The 17541-nt window shown below is 56.8% G+C and carries 15 protein-coding genes; 1 reads left to right on the forward strand and 14 read right to left on the reverse strand.

The genetic code is table 11. The features are described from left to right. Positions 1-17 precede the first annotated feature (17 nt). From mraY to NQZ67_RS07430, 13 genes are all read right to left on the reverse strand, one after another. Positions 18-974, reverse strand: a complete 957-nt coding sequence (mraY, locus tag NQZ67_RS07370) for a phospho-N-acetylmuramoyl-pentapeptide-transferase (RefSeq protein WP_257444224.1) — start codon at positions 972-974, stop codon at positions 18-20. A 4-nt stretch (positions 975-978) separates the two neighbouring features. Further along, entirely contained in the window at positions 979-2394 is a 1416-nt protein-coding gene (locus NQZ67_RS07375) for a UDP-N-acetylmuramoyl-tripeptide--D-alanyl-D-alanine ligase (protein ID WP_257444226.1), read from the reverse strand. Beyond that, on the reverse strand, positions 2391-3878 hold the full coding sequence (locus NQZ67_RS07380; RefSeq protein WP_257444228.1) for a UDP-N-acetylmuramoyl-L-alanyl-D-glutamate--2,6-diaminopimelate ligase: 1488 nt from the start codon (positions 3876-3878) through the stop codon (positions 2391-2393). Before NQZ67_RS07380 ends, NQZ67_RS07375 begins: the two co-directional genes overlap by 4 nt. Before the next feature lie 88 nt (positions 3879-3966). Further along, positions 3967-5913 (reverse strand): stage V sporulation protein D, encoded by a 1947-nt coding sequence (locus NQZ67_RS07385; protein WP_257444230.1) that lies wholly within the window; start codon positions 5911-5913, stop codon positions 3967-3969. A gap of 151 nt (positions 5914-6064) precedes the next feature. Further along, positions 6065-8446, reverse strand: coding sequence for a penicillin-binding protein (locus NQZ67_RS07390; protein ID WP_257444231.1), 2382 nt, complete (start codon positions 8444-8446; stop codon positions 6065-6067). An 11-nt stretch (positions 8447-8457) separates the two neighbouring features. Next, positions 8458-8859: a cell division protein FtsL gene (gene ftsL / locus NQZ67_RS07395; protein WP_257444233.1), complete on the reverse strand. Its 402-nt coding sequence runs from the start codon at positions 8857-8859 to the stop codon at positions 8458-8460. A 64-nt stretch (positions 8860-8923) separates the two neighbouring features. Beyond that, positions 8924-9874 (reverse strand): 16S rRNA (cytosine(1402)-N(4))-methyltransferase RsmH, encoded by a 951-nt coding sequence (rsmH, locus tag NQZ67_RS07400; protein ID WP_257444235.1) that lies wholly within the window; start codon positions 9872-9874, stop codon positions 8924-8926. Positions 9875-9904: 30 nt separating this feature from the next. Beyond that, on the reverse strand, positions 9905-10342 hold the full coding sequence (gene mraZ, locus NQZ67_RS07405; RefSeq protein ID WP_257444237.1) for a division/cell wall cluster transcriptional repressor MraZ: 438 nt from the start codon (positions 10340-10342) through the stop codon (positions 9905-9907). Positions 10343-10487: 145 nt separating this feature from the next. After that, positions 10488-11756 carry an adenosylhomocysteinase gene (locus NQZ67_RS07410; protein WP_257444239.1) on the reverse strand — a complete coding sequence of 423 codons (1269 nt, stop codon included), beginning with the start codon at positions 11754-11756 and terminating at the stop codon, positions 10488-10490. Between the two features lie 20 nt (positions 11757-11776). Beyond that, a complete protein-coding gene (bshC, locus tag NQZ67_RS07415) occupies positions 11777-13420 on the reverse strand; it encodes a bacillithiol biosynthesis cysteine-adding enzyme BshC (RefSeq protein ID WP_257444241.1) in 1644 nt (547 codons plus the stop codon). Positions 13421-13573: 153 nt separating this feature from the next. Beyond that, a complete protein-coding gene (locus NQZ67_RS07420) occupies positions 13574-13972 on the reverse strand; it encodes a DUF3397 domain-containing protein (RefSeq protein WP_257444243.1) in 399 nt (132 codons plus the stop codon). A gap of 33 nt (positions 13973-14005) precedes the next feature. Further along, positions 14006-14971 carry a ketopantoate reductase family protein gene (locus NQZ67_RS07425; RefSeq protein WP_257444245.1) on the reverse strand — a complete coding sequence of 322 codons (966 nt, stop codon included), beginning with the start codon at positions 14969-14971 and terminating at the stop codon, positions 14006-14008. A 165-nt stretch (positions 14972-15136) separates the two neighbouring features. After that, positions 15137-15787 carry an RsfA family transcriptional regulator gene (locus tag NQZ67_RS07430; RefSeq protein ID WP_257444247.1) on the reverse strand — a complete coding sequence of 217 codons (651 nt, stop codon included), beginning with the start codon at positions 15785-15787 and terminating at the stop codon, positions 15137-15139. Positions 15788-16053: 266 nt separating this feature from the next. On the opposite strand from NQZ67_RS07430, the gene NQZ67_RS07435 reads away from it, so the two are divergent. Continuing rightward, complete coding sequence (locus NQZ67_RS07435) at positions 16054-16290, forward strand: DUF2626 domain-containing protein (protein ID WP_257444248.1); 237 nt, start codon at positions 16054-16056, stop codon at positions 16288-16290. Between the two features lie 74 nt (positions 16291-16364). Here the strand turns inward: NQZ67_RS07435 and NQZ67_RS07440 are convergent, their stop codons facing one another. Continuing rightward, on the reverse strand, positions 16365-17534 hold the full coding sequence (locus NQZ67_RS07440) for a class I SAM-dependent methyltransferase (protein WP_257444250.1): 1170 nt from the start codon (positions 17532-17534) through the stop codon (positions 16365-16367). Positions 17535-17541 lie beyond the last annotated feature (7 nt).

Here is a 17541-nt window from a genome sequence, read left to right on the forward strand (position 1 = left end):
CTTTTTGAACTACCTCTTCAGATGACCAGGAGCACGCCGGCTGTTGCGAAGAGCAACCCCACGAACCAGAACACCGTCACGACCTTCCATTCGGACCAGCCCGACAGCTCGAAGTGATGATGGATCGGACTCATCTTGAAGATCCGCTTGCCTCTCAATTTGAACGAGGTGACCTGCAGGATGACCGACAGCATCTCGAGCACGAACACGCCGCCGATCAGGATAAGCAGCAGCTCCGTCTTCGTCAGGATCGCCACGGCCGCGATGCCTCCGCCGATTCCGAGCGAGCCCATATCGCCCATGAACACCTTCGCGGGATGCGCGTTGAACACCAGGAAGCCCAGCACGGCGCCGATCATGGCCGCGGAGAACACCGCGGACTCGTGCGAGGAGAACTGGAGCGCCACGATGGTGAAGGCGCCGAACGCGATCGCGCTTGTGCCGGCGAGCAAGCCGTCCAGCCCGTCCGTGAAATTAACGGAGTTGCTGGCCGCGAACATGATGATGACCACGAACGGATAATAGAACCAGCCAAGATCGAAGCCGAAGCCCGTCCCAGGCACCGTAATTTCGGTGCTGTGATTCATATTGTAAAGCATGGCGCAAACGACGACGGAGAACAGAAGCTGTCCGAACAGCTTCTGCCTCGCCGTCAGGCCCAGCGAACGCTTGAACACGATCTTGATATAATCGTCCAGGAAGCCGACGAGCCCGAAGCCGAGCGATGCGGTAAGCAGCACCCAGAATTCCGGCGTTTTGTCGGCGAACCGGAGGAACGCGATCAGCATCGCGATCATGATGATAATGCCGCCCATCGTCGGCGTGCCGCTCTTCTTCAGATGGCTCTGCGGGCCGACCTCGCGGATTTGCTGACCGAATTTCAGTCTGCGGAGAAGCGGGATGAACAATGGTCCTAGCAGAACCGCTAGCAAGAAAGAAGTGCCGATCGAAAACAAAATGACCATCATGTCCATCTTCTCACCCCTTCTCCAAAGCTTGGACAACCTGTTCCATGCGCATACCCCTCGAACCCTTCACCAGCACGAGGTCCTCCGGCCGAAGCTTCTCCTTCAGCCATGCCGCAAGCTCTTCCTTGTCTTCGAAATGGCGGACAAGGCCTTGGCCGGCCGCGTCAGGCAGGCTGCGTGCCGCCGCTTCGGCGGTATGGACGGACAACGGACCGTGCGTCAGCACGCCTTCCGCTTTGCCGCCCGCCAAGTATTCGCCCATCTCGGCATGCAGCGACGCTTCGTCCGGACCCAGCTCCAGCATGTCGCCGAGCACGATCCATCTTCTTCCGAAGCCTTCCAGCCCCGCGACCAAATCGATGGCCGCGCGGACCGCGGTAGGGTTCGCGTTGTAGGCGTCGTTTAGGACGACCGCGCCGCCCGCCGCGCGCGACGGCTCGATCCGCATGCCCGTCAGCTTGAGCGATTCGAAGCCCCGCGCGATGTCCTTCGGCTGCACGCCGAACATTCTCGCGGCCGCGATCGCGGCTAGCGCGTTGCTGATGTTATGCCGTCCGGGCACCGAAATCCGGAGCGCGCCCAGCGCCGTCGGTTCGCCTCTGTAGAGAGCCGTGAAGCCGCTGTCCGTCGGCGACAGCCCGATATCCTTGGCGGACCAGTCGCAAGGCTTCTCCAGGCCGAATGTCCGGAGCGTGACGCCCTCCGGCAGCTTCATGGCCGCAAGCCCTTCCTCGAGCAGAGGCTCGTCGCCGTTGTAGAGCAGCACGCCTCCCTCGGAAAGTCCGAGCGCGATTTCGAGCTTCGCTTTCGCGATGCCCGCGCGCGAGCCAAGCTGGAGCAGATGGGCATCGCCGATGTTCGTAATGATGGCGACGTCGGGCTGAGCGATCTTCGTTAGAAGCTCGATTTCGCCGAAGCCGCTCATGCCCATCTCGAGCACGGCCACCTCCGTATCCTCGTCCATTTTCAGAAGCGTCAGAGGCAGCCCGATATGGTTATTCAGGTTGCCTTCCGTCTTCAGGACGCGATACTGGACGCCAAGCAGAGCAGCGGTCATATCCTTGGTCGTCGTCTTCCCGTTGCTGCCGGTTATGCCGACGATCCGAGCCATCAGCTCGCCGCGGTATGCCGAAGCAAGCCGCTGCAACGCGGACAGCGTATCGTCGACCAGCAGGAAAGGAAGTTCCGCGAGCGCCGCCGGTATCTCCCTGTCCTTCTGCCACAGCATGGCTTTGGCGCCGCTTGCCGCGGCTTGCTCCGCAAAGTCGTGACCGTCGAACCGATCGCCGACGATCGGCACGAACAGCTCGCCGCTTCCCGCTATTCTGCTGTCTGTCATAACGCCGCTTACGGATTCCTCCGCGCGGCCACCCTTGCGAATCGCGCCGCACATGGACGCGATTTGCCCTATAGTCCGTTTAATCAATGTATTAGTCCCCTTATAGCTTCTTTTGCTTCTATGCGATCGTCGAAATCGTATACCTTGTCTCCGACGAGCTGATAGGTTTCATGACCTTTCCCCGCAATCAATACTACATCGCCCGGGCTTGCCATTTCAACCGCTTTTTGAATCGCTTCGCGCCGATCCGGCAGAAGCTGGTATCTTTCTCTCGAGACGGACGCGCCTGCGAGTCCCGCTTCGATGTCCGCGATGATCCGATTCGGGTCTTCCGTCCTGGGATTATCGGAGGTGACGATCAAGAGATCCGCATGCTTCGCCGCGATCCGCCCCATGAGGGGACGCTTCGTACGATCGCGGTCGCCTCCGCAGCCGAACACGCAGATCACCCGATTCTCCGCGAATTCGCGCACCGCGCGCAGCACGTTCTCGAGTCCGTCCGGCGTATGCGCGTAATCGACGACGACGGCGAACGGCTGTCCCTCCTCTACGCTCTCTACTCGTCCGGGCACGCCCGGAATCGACTCCAGCGACCGTTTGATCGCTTCCAGCTCTATGCCCTCGATCAGCGCCGCCGAGACGGCCGCAAGCGCGTTGTACACATTGAATTTGCCGGGCAGCTTCAGCTGGATGTCGGCTTCGCCGCGGAATGTCCGCACATGGAACCGAGTGCCTTGGGCGGTAATCTTAATGTCGGTCGCGCGCACGTCGGCCTCGTGCTCCAGGCCGTAAGTAATGACTTCCGCGGCGGTCAGCATGCCGAATCTGGCGGAAGCCGGATCGTCCGCGTTCAGAACCGCGTATGAGCGTTCCGCGGGCGACTCCGGGTAGGCGTTGCCAAGCCTGGAGAAGAACAACCCTTTCGCGTCGGCGTATTTCTCCATGGTGCCGTGATAATCGAGATGATCCTGCGTCAGGTTCGTGAAGATCGCCGTGCGGAACCGGCAGCCCTTCACCCTGCCTTGCTCCAGCGCGTGGGACGACACCTCCATGGCGCAGTACCGCATGCCGGCGTCCCGCATTTCACCGAGCTGGCGCTGAAGCTCGTGAGCGTCCGGCGTCGTGCCGCTCATAGGGAACGATTTGCCGCCGTAACGCCATTCGATCGTTCCGATCACGCCGGACGCCTTGCCGCTGTCGTTCAAGATGCGCTCTATTAAATAAGTCGTAGTCGTCTTCCCGTTTGTGCCCGTCACGCCGATCACTTTGACGTGCTCGCTCGGATGGGCGTACACGTAATCCGATATAATCGCGGTCGCCAGCTTGCTGTCCTTCACGATCAGCTGCGGCACGTCAAGCGGCAGCGGCCTCTCGCACACGATGGCGCTCGCACCCCGCTTCACGGCATCCCCGGCGAACGCGTGTCCGTCCACTGTCAGACCCGGCACGCACAAGAACAGCTGACCCGGCCGAACCCTTCTCGAATCCTTCTCCACCCCTGTAAATTCCGTCATTTCATCCCCAACCAAACGGGCTGTTAACAGCAAATCCGTTAGATCGCGCAGACGCATATCCACCAAGCCTCCCTCGATAACTCTGACGGGATACTATATGCCGCCCAAAGCTAACAGGTTAATGGCCCAGCCGTCCTTGCGAAAGTTAATGGGAATGCTGCTGCGGAAGATCCTCCTCGTCCCCAAGGTAGATCCGGATCGTGGAGCCGCGGTCCACGCGGGTGCCTGCCGCGGGCGCCTGCCGGATGACATACTGGCCGGTGCCGGCCGAGCTAAGGTTGAAGTTCATGTTGAGGTCCTCGTACAGCTCGGAGACGCTTTTGCCGACAACGTTCGGCACCGTTACGATCGGCGTCTCCCCGTATTTGTAGAGACGGTCGATCTGATTCTCGCGCGGCGGAATCTCGAGCACCGAAAGCGCGTCTTCCATAATATTGCGGACGATCGGAGCCGCCACCACGCCCCCGAACTGAATGCCTTGCGGATTGTCGACGGCGACGTAGACGACGATTTGCGGATTGTCGGCCGGAGCGAATCCGATGAACGACACGATATGCTCGTTCGGCGAGTACCGCCCGTTAATGACCTTCTGCGCGGTCCCCGTCTTCCCTCCGACGCGGTAGCCGTCGATGAAAGCGTTGCGTCCCGTTCCCTTGGCGACGACGCTCTCGAGCGCCTCCCGCACCTGCTTCGACGTCTCCTCGGAGATGACGGTTCGCACCGGCTCCGGCTCGATCGTCTGCACCGTCTCCCCGGTTTCCCGGTTAATAAAAGCTTTGGCGACGTGAGGCTTGTAAAGCGTTCCTCCGTTGATCGCCGCCGATACGGCCGTGATCTGCTGGATCGGCGTGACCGATACGCCTTGGCCGAACGCCGTCGTCGCAAGCTCGACCGGACCAACCTGATTCAGCTTGAACAGGATGCCGTTCTCTTCGCCGCCGATGTCGATGCCCGTTTTCGTGCCGAAGCCGAAATCCTTGATATACTGGAACAGCGTCTCCTTGCCCAGCCGGTTGCCTAACGTAACGAATCCAGGGTTGCAGGAGTTCTCCACGACCTCGAGGAACGTCTGGCTGCCATGGCCGCCCTTTTTCCAGCATCGGAGCCGGGCCCCGCCTACTTCCACGGCGCCGGGATCGAAGAACGTTTCGTTCTTCAAATCGACCTTCTTCTCCTCCAGCGCGGCGGCAAGCGTGATGATCTTGAATGTGGAACCCGGCTCATAAGTCATCCAGATCGGCAAGTTGCGGTTATATACCTCGGAAGCCACTTCTTTGTATTTGTCCGGCTCGTAGGTCGGGCGGCTCGCCATGCCCAGTATTTCGCCGTTGTTCGGATCCATCGCGATGGCGATGACGCCGTTCGGCTGGAGGCCCGTCATCGCCTGATCGAGCTCCCGTTCCATAATGGCCTGGATTTCCTGATCGATCGTAAGCTGCAGCGTCAGCCCTTCCTTCGGCTCCAAGTAGGTGTCGGAGGAATTGGGCATCTCTCTGCCCGCCGCGTCGGACAACCAGGAGACGTTGCCTTTGATGCCCTTCAGCATCTCGTCGTACCTGGCTTCCACCCCCGTCAGCCCTTGGTTGTCGATGCCCGTGAAGCCGAGCAGATGCGCAGCCAAGCTGCCGTAAGGATAGAATCGTTTGTTATCCTCCGCCACCACGATGCCCGGCAGCTCCAGCGCCTGGATTTCTTCCGCTTTTTCTTGCGAAATTTTGCGGCCCGCCGACCCGAGATTCACGATCATTTCTTTTTTGGTCAGAAATTTCATCATCGTCTCTTCGGTCGAACCCAGCATTCTCGCGAGCGTCTCCGCCGTCGCTTCCTTGTCCTTGACCTGGACGGGGATCGCCCATACGGTCGGCGAGGTCACGTTATAAGCGAGCCGTACGCCGTCGCGATCCCAAATCTCACCCCGCTTGGGCATGTACGGAATGTCGCGCCGCCATGAATTTTCCGCTTTCGCGGACAGCTCCGCCCCTTCCACCAGCTGAACGTATGCCAGCCGCAGGCATAACGCAAAAAACGCAATGCCCGCGAATAGGAGCACGATAAATAGTCGTCTTCGAACCGTCACGTTTGAAACCTTCAAAAAAAATCTCCCCCTCCGTGCAGCCGTTTACGCTGAAAGCAAGGGTTCAAAAAGTCTGGGACTTCTTGAACCGCCTCTGCGAGCGTACAGAAACGCTCATTTCAGCCTATTCGGGACAAGGGGGGGATAGAACAAGCCTTATGGACGCGTCTTAGTTTTCGCCTGAATGCTCGATGTTCGTCAATGGCTGCGAATCGCCGGCATCGTCGGACTCGCTCTGATCGCCGGCATCGCCTGATCCTCCGTTCTCGCCGGCGTCCGTATCGGCGTTCGCTCCTTCGGCGGATTCGCCGGCCGCTTCGCCGTCGCCAGCACCCGCTTCCGCGCCCGAATCGAAGCTGTCTCCGATCGCGGCGACCGCTTCATCGTACAGCTCGGACCCGGTCGGAGGCAGAAGCTTGACCCGCACGATGCGTCTGCCGTTTTTCTCCTCGGCGACTTGCTGGGAGACCACGTAGCCTGAGCCTTCCGGAATGAGCTTGGCCCCGATTAACGATGTCAACTCGAGGGCGTCGCGAAGCGATACGCCCGTCAAATCCGGCACCGGAAGCTTATCCTTCTGCTCCGTAATGAGATACACGCGCTGCGTCGGATGAATGTAGGCGCCGGGCGAAGGGATTTGCGCGAGCACGGATTCGCCGTCGCCGATAACCTCGAAAGCAAGAGCCTTGGCTTGAAGCTGCTCCTTCGCCTGCGCGACCTTCAGCTCTTTCACTTCCGGAACGACGACTTTGATCTCCTCCGTCTCCGCGTCTTCCTGAGGCACCCAGTTCGGCGCCACGCCCATCTTCCGCAAGCTTTTCAGCACGATCTCCTTGAATGCCGGAGCTGCTACGGTACCGCCGCCGGCATACCGGCCGTCTTTCGGTTCGTCGACCGCGATGTAGAGGACGATACGCGGATTATCGACGGGCGCATAACCGATGAACGATACCATGAATTTTTCCTCGGAGTATTTCCCGCCGATAGATTTCTGTGCGGTGCCCGTCTTGCCGGCAACCCGGTAGCCTTCGATGTACGCGTTCTTTCCCGTGCCGATCTCCTGGTCGGATACGACCTGCTCCAAATATTCGCCGACCTTTCGCGACGTTTCCTCGGAGATGACCTGACGGATCACCTTCGGCTCCGTTAACGTTGTCGTCTTGGTAGCCGGATCGGTGATGCTCTTGATCACATGAGGCACCATCAGCTTGCCGCCGTTCGCGACGGCCGCCACGGCCGCGATTTGCTGAATCGCCGTGACGGATACCCCTTGACCAAACGATGCCGCGGCGATTTCCGTGTTCCATTGGAACCGGATCGAGCCCGTCAGCTCGTTCGTGAGCTCGATGCCCGTTTTCTGTCCGAAGCCGAACTTCGTGTAATACTCGCGCATCTTCTCCGCGCCCAGACGCTCCATCCCCAGCTTGACGAACGCGACGTTACTGGAATATTTGAGGCCGTCGAGAAAGGAGATCGTGCCCCATCCATCGGGATTGTGATCGCGAACAACGTGCGTATCGCCCGGAATTTTGTAGCGGCCGGACTGATACATCTCGTCGGGGTTGAACACCCCTTCTTCCACCGCGGCGGCAAGCGTCGCGATTTTGAACGTCGAACCCGGCTCGTACAGCGATCCGACCGCGTGATTGAACATATTGGCGTAATCCGTCTCCCAATACTCGTTCGGATTATAATTCGGCAAATTCGCCATGGCTAGAATTTCCCCGGTGTTCGGATCCGCTGCGATGGCCGTCGCGCTTTTCGGCATGTATTTCTCCATGATGCCGCGCAGCGCTTCCTCCACGTAATATTGAATGTCTTTATCGATCGTGAGCGCGATGTTGTTCCCGTCTTTCTCCTGCTGGTACTCCACTTCTCCTTCCGACAGCTGTACGCGGGCGCCGTCTTTCAGATACCTGAAGATGCCGTCGGTGCCGGTCAGCTGCTCGTCGAAATACGCTTCGATGCCGGTCTTCGCTTCCCTCTCCTTGGTTATGTAACCGACTAGCTGAGAAGCCAGATTATCCTGGGGGTACGTTCGTTTCAACGTTTCGTCGATGACGATGCCGGTATCGTAGCCCAGCTTCTTTCGAATCAACTCGTTTTTGAGCTCTTCCCGGAACAATACAAGCCGATCCGCTACGGGCTTCTCGATTTGCCAGCCGCCTTGACGAAGCTCTCTATGGGCGTAAAACTCGCCGTTCTCCTTCTTCGCGGTAACCGCTTTTCGGACATCGCTTTCGGATGCGCCGAGCGTTTCCTGCAGTCCTTTAATGACCTCCTCCGTTATACCGAGTTCGTTGATCAGCTTCGGATTGACCGATATGTTGTACGCGATCGTATCCATAGCCAGCACGTTGCCGTTCCGGTCCGTGATCGTCCCCCGCTTCGCGGTCAGCTTCTCCGCCGCCGACCAGCGGGCTTTGGCTTTCTCGTAATAGAAATCTCCTTCTACCACCTGCACATAGAATATTCTACCAATCAAAATGAGAAAAAGGAGGGTCATTACCCCTCCAAATAACAGCGTCCGCAATTTAATCCGTTTGTTCATAATCTCTCACCCTATTCGCGCATAGCCGTACTCAACCCGTCATTGTCCTTCTTCACCGTGATGCCGTTGTCCATGCTGCTGACCATGCCTTGAGACTCCGCCATTTCCCGGATGCGCTCCGGGCTGCTGAGCATCTCCACTTGGCGTTTCAGCTCTTCCAGCTCCACGTTCATAGTTTGATAATCGGCATTCATTTGCTTAATTTGAAGATTCATTTCGTAGATTTGCGCGTAACGCGAGAGGATAACCCCGGCCACAATAACGCAAACGATGACGGTGAAGAGATAAAGAAGCTTTTCCTGCATAGGAAGCGACTTCCGTTTGACGACGACTTTTTTGGTTTCGCGAATAACTTCCTGCTGCTGCGGTTTGCGCTTCGGCTGAAGCGCGAGGTTACCGTTTACGTATGCCACGAATTATCCCCCTCTTTCCAGGTTGTTCCAAAAGCCGACATCGACTTTTTTTGAACACCCGCTCTTATAATTTTTCGGCGACTCTTAGTTTGGCCGATCTGGCTCTCGGATTAAGCTCCAGCTCCCGCTCGCCCGGCACGATCGGCTTGCGGTTCACTAGCTTCAGAACACCTTGGTTCCCGCAGACGCATAACGGAAAGTCCGGCGGGCAGGTGCATTTCTCCACGTATTTGGCGAAGGTTTGCTTGCAGATGCGGTCCTCGAGCGAATGGAAGGTAATGACGGATGCCCTTCCTCCCGGCGCCAGGCAGCGAACAGCGGCCTCCAGCGCTTCCTCCTCCGCTCCCAGCTCGTCGTTCACCGCGATGCGAAGCGCCTGGAACGAACGTTTCGCGGGATGCGGCCCCGTCCTTCTCGTGGCCGCGGGAATCGAGTTCTTGATCAGCTCCGCGAGCTCGCCCGTCTTCTCGATCGGCGCGGCTTCGCGCGCTTTGACGATATTGCGGGCGATGTTACGGGCGAACTTCTCTTCGCCGTAACGATCCAGAATTCGCGCGATCTCGCGCTCCTCCCAAGTATTGACGATCTCGTGCGCCGTCAGCTCTTCCTCGCGATCCATCCGCATGTCGAGCGGGGCGTCGTGATTGTAGCTGAACCCTCGCTCGGCTTCGTCCAGCTGCGGGCTCGATACGCCCAGATCGAACAGAATGCCGTCCACCTGCGGGACCCCGTCCTTCATCGGTACGCCGCAGCCCTTCAGCTCCTGCTCGAGATAACGAAAGTTGCTTCTGACGAGCGTTACTTTATCCATATAGGGGGCAAGTCTCTTGCGAGCGTTGTCCAGCGCCCAGTCATCCTGGTCGAATGCGATCAAACGTCCTCCCGCTCCCAGGCGGGACGCTATTAGCTCGCTATGCCCCGCTCCTCCAAGCGTGCAATCGACGTATATGCCGTCCGGCTTGATGTCCAGACCGTCAACCGCTTCCTCCAATAATACCGTCACATGCTGAAACACGCTGTTTGTCCTCCCGTTTTTCGTCTTACATTAGAAGTTGAAATCGAAATCAACCAGCTTCTCGGCGATCTCGTTAAACGCCTGCTCCGATTGCTCGTAGTAGCCTTCCCATGTCTGCTTGCTCCATATTTCCACGCGGCTCGATACGCCGAGCACCATGCAATCCTTGTCCAGCTTGGCATATTCGCGCAAATTGCTGGGTATATTTACCCTTCCCTGTTTGTCCAGCTCGCATTCCGTTGCCCCGGAGAAAAAAAACCGGGTGAACGCGCGCGCGTCGGACTTCATTAGAGGCAGCGACTTGAGCTTCTGCTCCAGCACGCTCCACTCTTCTCTCGGGTAGACGAACAAGCAGTTATCGAGGCCTCGGGTGGCAATGAAGGTCGTTCCTAACGCGTCGCGGAATTTGGCAGGAATAATTAGCCGACCTTTCTCGTCGATGCTATGCTGATATTCCCCCATAAACATGGTTCCGCTCCACTCCTTCCCCCATTTGCTCCACTTTGCCCCACTTTTCCCCACCTGATTACAGTAGTTCGCCACCTAAAATAAAAATCCTGCTCCAATGAGCAGGATTTTTGAAAAAATATTTTAGATTGTTAATCTTCCGAATCTATTCGTGCTCCGCCCAGCTGTCCAAATAAGCGGCTTGCTCGGGAGTGAGCTTGTCGATGCCGAAGCCGAGCGATTCCAGCTTCAGTCTTGCCACTTGCTCGTCCAGCTCGTACGGCACGTTCACGACTTTCTTGCCGATCTCTTTGTACTGCTCGTTCACGAATTTCAGGGACATCGCTTGCAGGGCGAACGTCATGTCCATAATTTCCGCCGGATGGCCGTCGCCCGCCGCCAGATTGACCAGGCGTCCTTCCGCCAGCAGATAGATGCTGCGGCCGTCCGTCATTTTGTACTCTTCGATGTTGCGGCGAACCGTGCGTTTGCCCGTCGACATCGCTTCGAGCTCCACTTTGTTCACTTCGACGTCGAAGTGGCCCGCATTGGACAGGATCGCGCCGTTCTTCATGACCTTGTAATGCTCGCCGCGAATGACGTCGCGATTGCCCGTTACCGTAACGAAGATATCGCCAAGCTTAGCCGCTTCCAGCATCGGCATAACCGCGAAGCCGTCCATATACGCCTCGACCGCTTTGATCGCGTCGATCTCCGTCACGATGACGTTCGCTCCCATGCCTTTGGCGCGCATCGCGACGCCTTTGCCGCACCAGCCGTAGCCAACCACGACGACCGTCTTGCCGGCCACGACCAGATTGGTCGTCCGGTTAATCCCGTCAAATACGGATTGTCCGGTGCCGTAGCGGTTGTCGAACAAATATTTGCAGAAGGCATCGTTAACGGCGACCATCGGGAAGCTGAGCGCTCCGTCCTTCTCGAGCGCCCTCAGCCGAATGATGCCCGTCGTCGTCTCCTCGGCGCCGCCGCGAAGGTTAACCGCCATCTCCTTGCTCTCGGAATGCAGCAGCGTCACCAGGTCGCCGCCGTCGTCGATCAGCAGGTCCGGCTTGCATTCCAGCGCCTTCATGTTCAGCGCTTTGAATTCGGCAGGGGTCGGATTATATTTCGCGTACACCGTAATGCCGTCTTCTACGAGCGCCGCGCACACATCGTCCTGCGTGGAGAGCGGATTGCTGCCGGTAATCGTCACCTCGGCGCCTCCCGCTTGCACAACCTTCGCCAGATACGCCGTTTTCGCTTCCAGATGAAGAGAGATAGTGACCTTCAAGCCTTGAAACGGCTTCTCCGCCTCGAATTGCTCCTTAATCCGGTTAAGCACGGGCATATGAGCGCTCGCCCAGTCGATCTTCAAATGTCCTTCCGGCGCAAGCGACGGGTCGGCAATGATGCTGTTCTGTACTGCGTTCGTCATGAAATAAACACCCTCCAATATTATAAATAAACGATCTCATGCCCGCCGGTTCGGCTGTAAGGCGCCTCCATCAGCTTCTCGAGCCAGGCGTCGCCGTAGCGGTTCCAATAAACGACAACGGACAGCACCCGCTCCTGCGGCTTGCCCGAAGGCACGATCGCGGTCGCGATTCGGTCGAATTGCCGGATTGCCGCTTCGAATTGCTTATTGTTCGCGTCCGACGTTTTGGCTTCCATGTAGCTGATCTGCTCCAATATTTTCGCCATGTTCGTCTCGCCGAGCTTCGCGAGTCCCGCTTGAACGGATGCCGCCATATCGATAAGCGGCTGGTACATCTCTTGGAAGGCCTGCTTGACGGCCCCGAATTTCTGTTCGACGTTCATGTTATCCTGCTGCTTAAGCCAGGCTTCCTTGCGCGTCTCGATCCTCTCGATCACATCCGCGAAGGATAGCTCGTATTTCGTCATGTTTTTGGCGATCGTGCCTTCAATCAAGGTGAATGACATACGGGGCACGATAATCGGCATCTCCATGCCTAACGCGCGGAATGCCCCGCCCGTCAGTGCCCAATAGGCGATTTCGCCGGGCCCGAGAACCGTTCCGAGCACGGGGAACAAATAATCCTGCATGAGCGGTCTGGTCAGGACGTTGTTGCTGAGCAGCTCCGGGCGTTCTTCCGCCATTCGCATGAGCTCTTCCTTCGTCCAGCTCGACAGACCCTTGCGGTCCTGGAACGACTCGCCATTCTTGTGCAGCAGCGTCCGCTCCCCGCCTCTCTCCGGATGGAACAAGAACAGGTTCGCGCTGCCCGGCACCACGTCGGCCTGCAGCGTATATCCGAGCGACTTCACGCGGTCCGCCGACTCCAAATACGCTCTCTCGAGCTCGTCGTTATGGCGCAGCAGCCTGGCGAACATCGGCGACTCCAGCTTGCGCAGCCCCGGATCGTCGGCGTCGACTAGAACCATTCCTGCGGATCCGAACAATTGGGCGAGGATGCCCGCGAACAAATCGCTTAGAGAGCCCGATTGGCGCGCGAGCTCCGCCAGCTTCTCCAGCATTTGCGGTTTGAATTCGGAATGCGGCAGCGCTTGCTCCAGCTCCTGCAGCAGCTGCTTCCAAGTTTCGGCTGTGACGGCCGTGCCGCTTACCGAGGTCCGCGGCCCTTCCGGTCTCGCAACCGAAAGCTTGCGCAGCTCCTGCTCCGCCGTAATCACGTAAGCGTGATTCGCTTCGTCCCAGTCATGGTCCTCTCCGGCAATCCAGAAGACGGGAACAACCTGGCGTCCTAGCTGCTGGCTGGCCGATTTCGCCGCTTGTATAATCGTTACCGCTTTATGTATGACCAGCAGCGGTCCCGTCCATAAGCCCGCCTGCTGCCCGCCGATAACGACGGGGGAGCCTTCCGCGATGAGATCAATGGATGACATCGTCTCGTTAGACACGCCGATCCTCTGGTTATACGCGCGCAGCGCATCGGCGAGCTTGCTCTTATCCGCTCTCCGGCCCGCGTGCTCCTCCAGGGAGTTAAGCCGCCTTACCCAGTCTTGCTCGTTGCCCGAATGATAGCCGTACAGCTCCCGAATCCGGCCGTCCGACTGCTTCATATAAGCCTCCGTCAAAGGCTGAGCAATCGGAAGTTCATACGATTCTTTCGTGAGCATGCCTCTCTCGCCTCCCGATTATATCGATAAAGGAATTAGTCCAATATAGCCTTCCCATTTCGAAAAGATTTGCCACAGCCATTGTACACAAAGTCGAAGCCGCCCGTCAAAACAAAACGCCTCTGCATCGCAGAGACGTTCGGTCTTGGACTCTTAAGCTACGGTAAATACGACTCGTCCGATCAGAATGATCATAAACACAAGGTAAAGCGCGGTCATCGCAAAAAAGCTCATGCGCCAAATCGCCCGAAACACCCGTTTGACATCCACGTTGCCGCGTTTGCGGAATTGCGCGTTTCCGATCAAGCCTCCGCCCAAAATCATGACAAGCAAAATGCCGTACAGACCGAAATTGCTGTCGAACAACATATTGAACAAAGCTGCGACGCATAGGATAAAAAACGCGTTCGATACGTCCATGGCGAGCAGCAAAGCTTTCTTCCGATTCTGAATATAAGCGCCATAGCCGAATAGGACGATCGCGAAGGGGAGGATCGGTATAAGCGCGATTAATGAATAAAGCCATTCGATCTTATCCCATAGTGCGCCCATGCTCGTCCACCTTTCATCATTAAAAAGAAGTTATTATTTAGATCGACTGTAGGTTGTGATTATGGCCGTCATCGCGTCGTTCAAAGGCGATGCCATGCCTTGCTTCGCAGCTAGCTTGCTTACGGCCCCGTTAATGGCATCAATCTCGGTCGGATGGCCTGCCCTCACGTCGGCAAGCATGGAAGACACGTTGGCTGCCGTGCGGCGGCAAACCTCGAGGACGTTATTCCAGCTGTCTGCATGGTCCTTCATGCCGGCCTCCGTCAAAATGCCGTACGTCTCGCTGTGCAAGGCTTCCATCAGCGAGAGACGGTTCTTATCATTCGGAAGCTCGCCGTTCGCGACGTCGAATATAGCGGTCAGCGGATTGATGACCGCGTTGACGAGCAGTTTCTGGAAAATCCGATTCTCCATCTCATTCGACAGTGAAGCCTCGAATCCTGCCTTTCGAAGCGATTTCAGCAACATTTTTTGAGCTTTGTCGCTTTTTTCGCCAGTTGCGACCAGGTTTTGCGCCTTTTCGCTGATCCACAGCATGCCTGTTCCGATATGGCGAACCGAACGTTCATCCTCCCTCTTGGCGCCCTCGGTCGTGACGGCCGCATACAAGGGCACCCATGGAAGCTCTGCCGCAAGCTTATCCAAGTGACCGATCCCGTTCTGCAGACAAAGTATTGAGCTTTCTCCCACATTACTTGCCGTAAGAGCCCGTAGCGAATCGATCAGCTCAGCATCGATCGCCTGCTGCTTTACCGCAAGCACAATCCAAGTGCGCTCTTCCTGGCGATGAGCCATTACCCGATCGGGATGCAGCCAATCGCTGTCCGCATGGAGCACCGCCTCCCCGGCTTCGTTTAGCAACGATATCCCCTGCTTTCGGATCAGCTCGCTCTGACGCTGCGTTCTTGTCCAAACCTTCACATCAACGCCTGCCCCTGCCAGTCTAGCGGCAAACAACAGCCCGATAGCCCCCGCGCCAACGACTTCAATTCGCATCATTCTCCTCCTCTCCTCCGCCCGTCTTCATCTGTCCGTTTCAATCCTACGTATTATACACTTTCAACATTTCATCTGAAAAGCGATCGGGTTGTCACCCCATGAAGAAACCCGCCGTTACGGGAACGGCGGGTTTCTGGGTTGCTTCACTATCTCTTCGGTAAAAACTTATTCAATACGTTCCAAATTGCCGTTGGCGTCCATCTTAAAACGCGGCTTGGCTTCTTCCTCGTTCGATAGCACCGTGAGACGCCGTGCGCGATCCATTATTTGGATCAACGTTTTGTAGTCGTCGTTTACGGTCCGGTAGTCCGTCTGGGCGCTGTTCACTTCTTTAGTCAGTCTCTCATTCTCGCTCCGCAGCCGGTATAGCTCCTCTTCCTTGTCTTTCAATTCCTTCTCGAATAACTTAATCTGTCTCGATAAATCTTGATAGTTCGTTTTCCATCCGCGCAGAAAACGGATGATGGCATCAACGGACAGACCTTCGTCAAGCGCACCGACTTCCTGCTTGAACGAGCGCTCCTCCGTATCGTAAACCGTAAGGGAAGAGACTTGAGATGTAGGTGTAACCGTTTGCTTCTTCAAATAATTGCGCTTCTGGCGCTGCTGCTTCGCGATTTGGATCGCATCTTCATAACGTTTTCGTACGCAGCTGTTCCAACGGAACCCGCATGCAGCGGATGTGCGTCCGATTCTTTCGCCTACTTCCTCAAAGGCGGCGAGCTGCGTGCTCCCCTCCCGGATATGGCGCAGCGTAACTTCGGCGAGAATGAGATCATCGTCCGGGCTCCACGCATCTTGTCTAACTGCTGTCATGCAATCAAAACCTCCTAACGTAAAAGACGCTTACTTATCACTATGCCCTTGGTAGAGTTCATAGAATCTATCGGATAGTAATTTGTATATCCATTTTTTTGCGACCTCATACATGATTAGGCGGATTGTTGAGCAAACTGTAAACGAATCCGCGCGTTTAAGCAAAAAGTTTGCGAATTCGTCACGTATTTTGGTTTACACTGCCAAAGGCAGACGCTATAATGAAATTTAGAAAATCGGCGCTGGGGTAAAAAGGGGGATGTATCATGGCACGCATGTATCGAGTACTTGGCTTCTGGTGCTTAGTAATCGGACTGATGGCTTTTGCAGGCCACATGACGGAATTCGCGCTGCTCTTCTTCGCGCAAGCTGTCGCGTTCGTATTTTTAGGCTACTTGAATTTCTCCGAGAGAACATACATATTGATGTTCTGGGGATATATGGCGATATCGTTCGTAGGCTTCACCTACTGGTCGGTCTTCAAGATGGACTTGCCATTCTAGACCATTATCATCAACAAACAAGGCTGTCACCATACGGATTACACTCCGTGCGGCGACAGCCTTTTTCTATGTCTTTATAGAGGAAGCCTCTTCTCAAGCAGCATCACTTTGAAGCTTTCGCTCATGCCGTCGCTGAGCAGCAGCTGCCTGATGGCCCGGTTTCGTCGCGCAGACTCTCCGAACGGATCGGCGCCGTCATGGCTCCCAAGCAGTCCGAAGACGCCCTGGTCGACCAAAAACTGTTTTTGCGTAGCGAAATAGACGACATCAAACCCCGCTTCATCCGCGCAAGAGCGAATGAAATCGAACGACACGTGAGCCGTTATATCGCGTTCGCCCGGTCGATTGAACGGCGAGTCGCTAGCCTGATGATTGGCGTATGTCATCAGCGTCCCCTTCATCCGGTGCTCGGCCGCGTATTCTGCAGCATCATGGCCATAATCGATTATCATGACCCTGCCTCTCTCGCATAATGCTCCGAGCTGCATGACCCAATCTCTCGCACCTGGACACACCTCCGTGATCTGACCCTCCCGAAGCATGATACCGTCCCGGGACAGCCAGTCCTCTAGCTTCGGTTCCGTTAACGGCATCAGCGTATAAAAAAACCCTTGCCCGGGTTTGACCGCTACGCCGAGCTCCATCAGCTTTCTTTTGTGCATTGTCACGCGATGCACGGGGAATGCATCCAGCAGCTCATTCGCGATTAGCAGCAAAGGCCGCTCGCTCATCCATCCGACATACCCGGAATAAAGCTGCTCCGACGAAATAATGACGGGCGGTTCGGTATGGCTGATCCCGCGAAGAGCACGCGCCGCCTCTTCGGCATGGGAAGGGAGATTTTCGATGAGCAGCTGGCGAAACCACGGCTTCGGATCGAGACGATGACAAGCAGCCGCGACGTGCGCCGACAGCCTGCCCGTTCCGGCTCCCCATTCCGCAATCGACAATGCACCGCCTGTTGATTGGCCGTACTGATGCGCATAGCTTGCGATCATTTCGCCCATGATGCTTCCGACCGCCGAGCTCGTATAGAAGTCCCCTTCCTTCCCAACCTTTGCCTTGCCGGAACGATAATAGCCATATTGCGAGTCGTATAGGCATGTTTCCATATACTGACGAAAGGTTATCGACGCCAGGGCATCCGCCCGGCCGGCCGAGTCTATGTATGCGCCTTTCCTGTCCGATCGGGCGATCATTTCAGCGATTTGGACGGCCAGCGGAGTATCCGGAAAGCTTGTCATGCCGATT

The organism is Paenibacillus soyae, from assembly GCF_024623455.1.
GTDB lineage: Bacteria > Bacillota > Bacilli > Paenibacillales > Paenibacillaceae > Pristimantibacillus > Pristimantibacillus soyae.

What these genes read in the sequence shown, in the direction of transcription:
- mraY (WP_257444224.1), bottom strand. Translation starts at nt 974, where the DNA reads ATGGACATGATGGTCATTTTGTTTTCGATCGGCACTTCTTTCTTGCTA.
- NQZ67_RS07380 (WP_257444228.1), bottom strand. Translation starts at nt 3,878, where the DNA reads ATGCGTCTGCGCGATCTAACGGATTTGCTGTTAACAGCCCGTTTGGTT.
- NQZ67_RS07390 (WP_257444231.1), bottom strand. Translation starts at nt 8,446, where the DNA reads ATGAACAAACGGATTAAATTGCGGACGCTGTTATTTGGAGGGGTAATG.
- mraZ (WP_257444237.1), bottom strand. Translation starts at nt 10,342, where the DNA reads ATGTTTATGGGGGAATATCAGCATAGCATCGACGAGAAAGGTCGGCTA.
- NQZ67_RS07410 (WP_257444239.1), bottom strand. Translation starts at nt 11,756, where the DNA reads ATGACGAACGCAGTACAGAACAGCATCATTGCCGACCCGTCGCTTGCG.
- bshC (WP_257444241.1), bottom strand. Translation starts at nt 13,420, where the DNA reads ATGCTCACGAAAGAATCGTATGAACTTCCGATTGCTCAGCCTTTGACG.
- NQZ67_RS07420 (WP_257444243.1), bottom strand. Translation starts at nt 13,972, where the DNA reads ATGGGCGCACTATGGGATAAGATCGAATGGCTTTATTCATTAATCGCG.
- NQZ67_RS07425 (WP_257444245.1), bottom strand. Translation starts at nt 14,971, where the DNA reads ATGATGCGAATTGAAGTCGTTGGCGCGGGGGCTATCGGGCTGTTGTTT.
- NQZ67_RS07430 (WP_257444247.1), bottom strand. Translation starts at nt 15,787, where the DNA reads ATGACAGCAGTTAGACAAGATGCGTGGAGCCCGGACGATGATCTCATT.
- NQZ67_RS07435 (WP_257444248.1), top strand. Translation starts at nt 16,054, where the DNA reads ATGGCACGCATGTATCGAGTACTTGGCTTCTGGTGCTTAGTAATCGGA.
- NQZ67_RS07440 (WP_257444250.1), bottom strand. Translation starts at nt 17,534, where the DNA reads ATGACAAGCTTTCCGGATACTCCGCTGGCCGTCCAAATCGCTGAAATG.